This window comes from Actimicrobium sp. CCI2.3, from assembly GCF_035019065.1.
GTDB lineage: Bacteria > Pseudomonadota > Gammaproteobacteria > Burkholderiales > Burkholderiaceae_D > Actimicrobium.
Genome location: NZ_JASJWR010000011.1, coordinates 105144 through 111198, shown reverse-complemented (window position 1 = coordinate 111198; position 6055 = coordinate 105144). Strand labels below are relative to the sequence as shown.

Genomic DNA, 6055 nt, shown 5'->3' with positions numbered 1-6055 from the left:
CTTCCACCAAGTGCCCACACTTATCAACTGTTAATTGTTAAAGAACTTCCTGCACTCCGAACTGCACTTCGATTAACCTCACCGACCGTGCCGTGTTTTGCGCTGCTGACAAAGCGTTTTGTTTGTCTGCTTCAGAGAAGTGAGATTATGCTGCCTTGCGATGTTGCCGTCAACCTTTTCGTTGGCGCGTTTTGCTTTTAATTCCTTCCAAAACCGGAGTTCCGCTCGCATCGTTCGCTAACGTCACTACCGCATCGACAAAACTGCATTACCTTTTACTCCGCCCCGCTTTCCAGCGGGAGGCGAACTATATCAAATGCCCCGGAACGTTGGCAAGCGTTTCTCAACGAAAGCTTTCATTCCTTCTTTCTGATCTTCGGTAGCAAAAGTACTGTGAAACATACGACGCTCAAAAAGAACACCTTCAGACAGACTTACCTCGTAAGCGCGATTCACGGACTCTTTGATCATCATCACGGAGGGAAGCGACATACTTGAAATAACGATCGCCGCTGCAATAGCTTCATCGAACAACTTATCGAGGGATACTACACGCGAGACCAAGCCAGCCCGCTCAGCTTCGTTGGCGTCCATCATCCGCGCAGTCAGGCACAAATCCATCGCCTTTGATTTTGAAACGGCTCTTGGCAAGCGCTGAGTTCCGCCAGCTCCGGGCATGATCCCCAGCTTGACTTCAGGCTGACCAAATTTGGCATTGTCAGCAGCGATGATGAAATCGCACATCATTGCCAATTCGCATCCGCCACCCAATGCGTAACCTGCAACCGCGGCAATGACCGGCTTGCGTATCGTGCGAATCCTCTCCCAGTTACGGGTGATGTAATCCCCCTTGTAAGCGTCCATGTAACTGTAATTCGACATTGCACCTATATCGGCACCGGCAGCAAAAGCTTTCTCGCTTCCGGTCAAGACGATGCAGCCAATTTCTTCATTTGCATCAAAGTCGGCCAAGGCATTGCCCAACTCGTCCATCAGTACATCGTTCAAGGCATTGAGTGCTTTCGGCCGGTTCAGGCGAATGACACCAACGCGATCTTGTGTTTCAACCAGTATGTTTTCGTAAATCATAGCGATCTGCCACTCCATTAATTTAAAGGGAAAAATCTTTATTTCATCATCGCGGTATTCGCCGGCAATTTGGGCAGCAGCACCCACATCGTTCCACGCTGCTTCATCTTTCCAGCTTTTTCACCGGCCTCGGCACCGAAACCCCAGAAATAATCGGCACGCACTGCATTCTTGATGGCACCACCGGTATCCTGCGCCATCATTAACCGCTGCAATACAGCAGGATTATTAGGTTGGGTGGTGGACAAATAAACCGGTGCTCCCAGCGGAATAAACTGGGTATCGACAGCAATCGACCGCTGTGGTGTCAGTGGAACCCCAAGCGCTCCTTTGGGTCCTTTCCTGGGATCAGGAATGGATTCTTCCTTAAAAAACACGAAACTCGGATTGGCATTAAGCAGCTCCTGCTGGCGCTCCGGATGCGCTGCGTACCAGGCCTTGATTCCTTGCGCCGACGCCTGGTCGAGTGTCAGTTCACCACGATCAACTAAATAGCGACCAATGGATTTATAGGGATAGCCATTTTGATCCGCATAAGCAAGCCGAACGACAGAGCTCCCATCGGCGAACGATACCCTGCCCGAACCTTGAACTTGGAGAAAGAAAGCTTCGATGGGATCGTCCACCCAAAGCAGTTCCTTGCCTGACAGCGAGCCTGCTTTTGTCAGATCAGCGCGCGGGTAATAGGCCACGACCTTATTTCCCTGGATCCTCCCGCGCAAACGCATACCTTTCAATTCGGGATACACCGACGCAAGGTCAATCGTCAGCATGTCATCTGGCGTACGGTAAATCGGTGTCTGATAAATGCCGCCGCGCTTGCGGGCTCCGCGCAGCAAAGGCTCGTAATAACCCGTCACCAGTCCAGTGTCCGATCCATCCGCATTAAAGACTTGGTTAGGCACAAAGAAAGAAACAAAAAAGCGACGTACTGCCTGCAAGTCAGAGGCATTGACATCGCGTGCAATCGAGCAAGGCTCTTTCCAGTCGGCTTTCTTGATCAGTGCCTCGCAAGAGGCCAGAAACGCAGGCCAGCTTTCGCGTTGATCATCCTGCTCCCATCCCGGCAATACAGAAAAATTAACCGGACGCAGTGTTTCGCCTTTTTGGGCTGCTGGAGGAATACCAGGCACGGGAGCCGCAACCGGCGGCTCGGTGGGCGCGGTAACGCAACCACCCAGAATGATGGCGAGCATGGAAACTGAAGCGAGTAAGCTGAGGCGTTTTAATGACATGAAAGGTAATCTGTTATGTGGCTGTTACTGTTGGAAGCTGGTGTCGCTGGATGTTTGCTGATATTTATCGTCTGGTGGACGATGTATTCGGGCCCGAAAGCGCGCCGTCCGCCGCCGAAACCGCAGTCCCCTGAAGAAGACGACAAGGCTTGATTCAATGCAGGGTGCGCGGCAACGACAATACGAATTCTGGAATCACGGCCTGAAATTGTTCTCCATCCTGCGCGACACAAAAATATTCTCCTCGCATTGAACCTTGCGGTGTAGCCAGCGTTGCACCGCTGGTGTATTCAAATGCCTGCCCGGGCTCAAGCAACGGTTGATGACCAACCACACCGAGACCGCGCACTTCGTCAATATGGTTATTCCCGTCTGTGATCACCCAGTGACGGGAGATTAACTGTGCAGGAATCTGCCCCGTATTCTTGATGGTCACTGCATACGCAAACACGAAGGTCGAACGCTCCGGCTCGGACTGGTCGGCCAGGTACTGTGCTCTGACGGTTACGGTGAATTCGTACGCTGCTGCCATGAATATTCCTCGGCTGGTTGGGGTTGGATCAAATTGCTCTGACAATCGCTCTGGCAAAAGGTCTGGAAAATATTACAACCAAATCGACCGCACATTCTGACGAACGGTTCGCCGCTTAGCAAGCCTGACAAGGTTAAAATGCCGCACTTCCATTGAATTGACGACCATGCCAACTTACCACATCGCTCCCAGCATCCTGTCAGCCGACTTTGCCCGTCTAGGTGAAGAAGTACGTAACGTCGTCAGCGCCGGTGCTGACATCATTCACTTCGACGTGATGGACAACCATTACGTTCCCAACCTGACCATTGGCCCGCTGGTCTGCGCGGCAATCCGTCCGCATGTCCAGGTGCCGATCGACGTGCATCTGATGGTCAAGCCAGTTGATCGGCTTATCCCGGACTTCGCCAAAGCGGGAGCCAATATCATCAGCTTCCACCCCGAAGCATCGGAACACATTGATCGCACGCTGCAACTGATTCGCGATAACGGCTGCAAGGCTGGGCTGGTATTCAATCCTGGCACTCCTCTGCACTTTCTTGATCATGTGATGGACAAGCTAGATTTGATCCTGATCATGTCGGTCAATCCTGGCTTCGGTGGTCAGTCCTTTATTCCGGAAGCACTGAAAAAAATCGCGGCAGTGCGCAAGCTGATCGATGAATCCGGTCGTTCGATCCTGCTCGAAGTCGATGGCGGTATCAAGATCGAGAATATCGCTGCCGCGGCCAAAGCGGGCGCGGATACGTTTGTTGCCGGCTCGGCGATCTTTGGCGCGACTGACTACAAAACAGTCATCGATGCCATGCGCGCTGAACTGGCTGGCGCATGAATTTTACCGGCATCCGCGCGGCCATCATCGACCTCGACGGCACGATGATCGATACCGCACCGGATTTTCATTGCGCGATCAATCGGATGCGCGACGAACTCTCGCTCGTCCCGCTTGACCTGGAACTGATCAAGGGATTCGTCGGCAAAGGATCAGAAAACCTGATGCGCCGTGTACTGGCCGTCGATTTCAACGAGCAGGATGTCGAGCGCCATTTCGACGCCGCGTTGGCGTCGTATCAACGCCATTACCTGGCCATCAACGGCGACTACGTCACCCTGTACGACCAGGTCCATGAAGGCCTCGCGCAACTGCGGCACCAGCAGATCCGGCTGGCTTGCGTGACCAACAAGCCGATCGCCTTTGCACTGCCGCTGCTGGAAAAAACCGGACTACGCGACTATTTCGAGCTGGTCTACGGCGGCGACTCGTTGCCAACCAAGAAGCCAGAACCCGGCCCGTTCCTGCAAGTCTGCGCAGACTTCGGCATCACGCCGGCGCAAGTGGTGGCGATCGGCGATTCGTCCAACGATGCCCGCGCTGCCCGTGCAGCGGGCTGCCATGTGCTGAGCGTTCCGTATGGCTACAACCATGGCGAACCTGTACAGTCGATTGACTCGGATGGTATAGTCCAGACGCTGCTTGAAGCAGCCGGACTGATCTCATATTGATCCCACTACTGACACCTCTCACTCATGCTTCTCGCTAAAAAAACACACGCATGCTTCACCAGCGCTCCCGAGGCCTGGCTGTGGCGAGGCTGGCAAATCCCGGACTGAACTGTCCCCGATTCGCCGTTGATTTCGCCTGCCGGCGTCAACGTTTCCCGAGAACCCGCCATCCCGACAACCGGGAGGCCTGGAGAGCACCATGACCGAACTCGAATTCAAATCGCTTGCCACGCAAGGCTATAACCGTATCCCGCTGATTGCCGAAGCCTTCGCCGATCTCGAAACCCCGCTGACGCTCTACCTGAAACTGGCACAGCCTCAACACGCCGGGAAGAATACCTTTCTGCTTGAATCCGTCGTCGGCGGCGAACGCTTCGGACGCTACTCGTTCATTGGCTTGCCGGCCACGACACTCATGCGCAGCAGTGGCAACCTGACCGAAGTCCTCGTCGATGGCAAAGTCACCGAATCCGTCAGCGGCAACCCGCTCGACTTCATTGAACAATTCCAGAGCCGCTACAAGGTAGCCATCCGCCCGGGCATGCCACGGTTTTGCGGCGGACTAGCCGGTTATTTTGGCTACGACACGGTACGCCACATCGAAAAACGGCTGGCCGACTCGACCCCGAAAGACGATCTCGGATTACCCGATATCCAGTTGATGGTGACCGAAGAACTGGCCGTCATCGACAACCTGTCCGGCAAGCTCTACCTGATCGTCTATGCCGACCCGACCCGGCCCGAAGCGTTTTCGACCGCCCGCCAGCGTCTCAAGGACTTGCGCGCGATGCTGCGTCGCGCCGTCGATGCACCGGTCACATCGGCTTCGGTGCGCACCGAAAGCATCCGCGATTTTCCGCGCGACGCCTACCTGAAGGCCGTCGCCCAAGCCAAGGAATACGTGATGGCCGGCGACCTGATGCAAGTGCAGATTGGCCAGCGCATCCGTAAGCCCTACGTCGATTCGCCACTCAGTCTGTATCGTGCGCTGCGCTCGCTGAACCCGTCGCCCTACATGTACTTCTACAATTTTGGTGACATGCAGATCGTCGGTGCCTCGCCGGAAATACTGGTCCGTAACGAGAGCATCAATGCCGACCAGATGAAGGTCACGATCCGCCCGCTGGCCGGTACCCGTCCGCGCGGATCCACCCCGGAGAGCGACGCTGCGCTGGCCACCGAACTGCTGGCCGATCCGAAAGAAATCGCCGAGCACGTGATGCTGATCGACCTGGCCCGCAACGACCTTGGCCGCATCGCCGAAACCGGCAGCGTCAAGGTCACTGACAAGTTCGTCATCGAAAAATATTCCCACGTACAGCACATCGTGTCGAACGTCGAAGCCGTGCTCAAACCGAGCCTGTCCAACCTTGATGTACTCAAGGCGACCTTCCCGGCCGGCACGCTGTCGGGCGCGCCGAAAGTACGCGCCATGGAAGTCATCGACGAACTCGAACTGACCAAGCGTGGCATCTACGGTGGAGCCTGCGGTTACCTGTCGTTTGGTGGCGAAATGGACCTGGCAATTGCGATCCGCACCGGCGTCATCAAGGACGGCATGTTGTACGTGCAGGCCGCGGCTGGCATCGTCGCCGATTCAGTCCCCGAAATGGAATGGCAGGAAACCGAGAACAAGGCCCGCGCCGTATTACGCGCAGCGGAACAAGTACAAGATGGCCTGGACGGGGAGATCTGA

At 55.2% G+C, this 6055-nt stretch carries 7 protein-coding genes; 4 read left to right on the top strand and 3 right to left on the bottom strand.

What is annotated here, in order from left to right; genetic code table 11:
- The coding region (locus tag QN370_RS08510) for a hypothetical protein (RefSeq protein ID WP_323581708.1) at nt 1–201 on the top strand (201 nt) is incomplete at its 5' end.
- Between the two features lie 111 nt (nt 202–312).
- Here the strand turns inward: QN370_RS08510 and QN370_RS08505 are convergent.
- The 3 genes from QN370_RS08505 to apaG form a co-directional block, all read right to left on the bottom strand.
- Nucleotides 313–1089: an enoyl-CoA hydratase gene (locus tag QN370_RS08505; protein WP_322127190.1), complete on the bottom strand. Its 777-nt coding sequence runs from the start codon at nt 1087–1089 to the stop codon at nt 313–315.
- 38 nt (nt 1090–1127) lie between these two features.
- Nucleotides 1128–2324 carry a murein transglycosylase A gene (locus tag QN370_RS08500; RefSeq protein ID WP_322126158.1) on the bottom strand — a complete coding sequence of 399 codons (1197 nt, stop codon included), beginning with the start codon at nt 2322–2324 and terminating at the stop codon, nt 1128–1130.
- Nucleotides 2325–2478: 154 nt separating this feature from the next.
- Nucleotides 2479–2856: a Co2+/Mg2+ efflux protein ApaG gene (apaG, locus tag QN370_RS08495; RefSeq protein WP_322126157.1), complete on the bottom strand. Its 378-nt coding sequence runs from the start codon at nt 2854–2856 to the stop codon at nt 2479–2481.
- Between the two features lie 166 nt (nt 2857–3022).
- Here apaG and rpe point away from each other — a divergent pair, with 166 nt between their 5' ends.
- The 3 genes from rpe (at nt 3023) to trpE (ending at nt 6055) form a co-directional block, all read left to right on the top strand.
- Entirely contained in the window at nt 3023–3688 is a 666-nt protein-coding gene (gene rpe / locus QN370_RS08490; protein WP_322126156.1) for a ribulose-phosphate 3-epimerase, read from the top strand.
- The gene (locus tag QN370_RS08485) at nt 3685–4359 is read left to right on the top strand and encodes a phosphoglycolate phosphatase (RefSeq protein ID WP_322126155.1); all 675 of its coding nucleotides are present in this window, start codon (nt 3685–3687) and stop codon (nt 4357–4359) included. Before rpe ends, QN370_RS08485 begins: the two co-directional genes overlap by 4 nt.
- A gap of 199 nt (nt 4360–4558) precedes the next feature.
- Entirely contained in the window at nt 4559–6055 is a 1497-nt protein-coding gene (gene trpE, locus QN370_RS08480) for an anthranilate synthase component I (protein WP_322126154.1), read from the top strand.

Excerpts from the sequence above, each read along its gene's own strand:
- QN370_RS08500 (WP_322126158.1), bottom strand. The coding sequence starts at position 2,324 with ATGTCATTAAAACGCCTCAGCTTACTCGCTTCAGTTTCCATGCTCGCC.
- QN370_RS08485 (WP_322126155.1), top strand. The coding sequence starts at position 3,685 with ATGAATTTTACCGGCATCCGCGCGGCCATCATCGACCTCGACGGCACG.
- apaG (WP_322126157.1), bottom strand. The coding sequence starts at position 2,856 with ATGGCAGCAGCGTACGAATTCACCGTAACCGTCAGAGCACAGTACCTG.
- trpE (WP_322126154.1), top strand. The coding sequence starts at position 4,559 with ATGACCGAACTCGAATTCAAATCGCTTGCCACGCAAGGCTATAACCGT.
- rpe (WP_322126156.1), top strand. The coding sequence starts at position 3,023 with ATGCCAACTTACCACATCGCTCCCAGCATCCTGTCAGCCGACTTTGCC.
- QN370_RS08505 (WP_322127190.1), bottom strand. The coding sequence starts at position 1,089 with ATGATTTACGAAAACATACTGGTTGAAACACAAGATCGCGTTGGTGTC.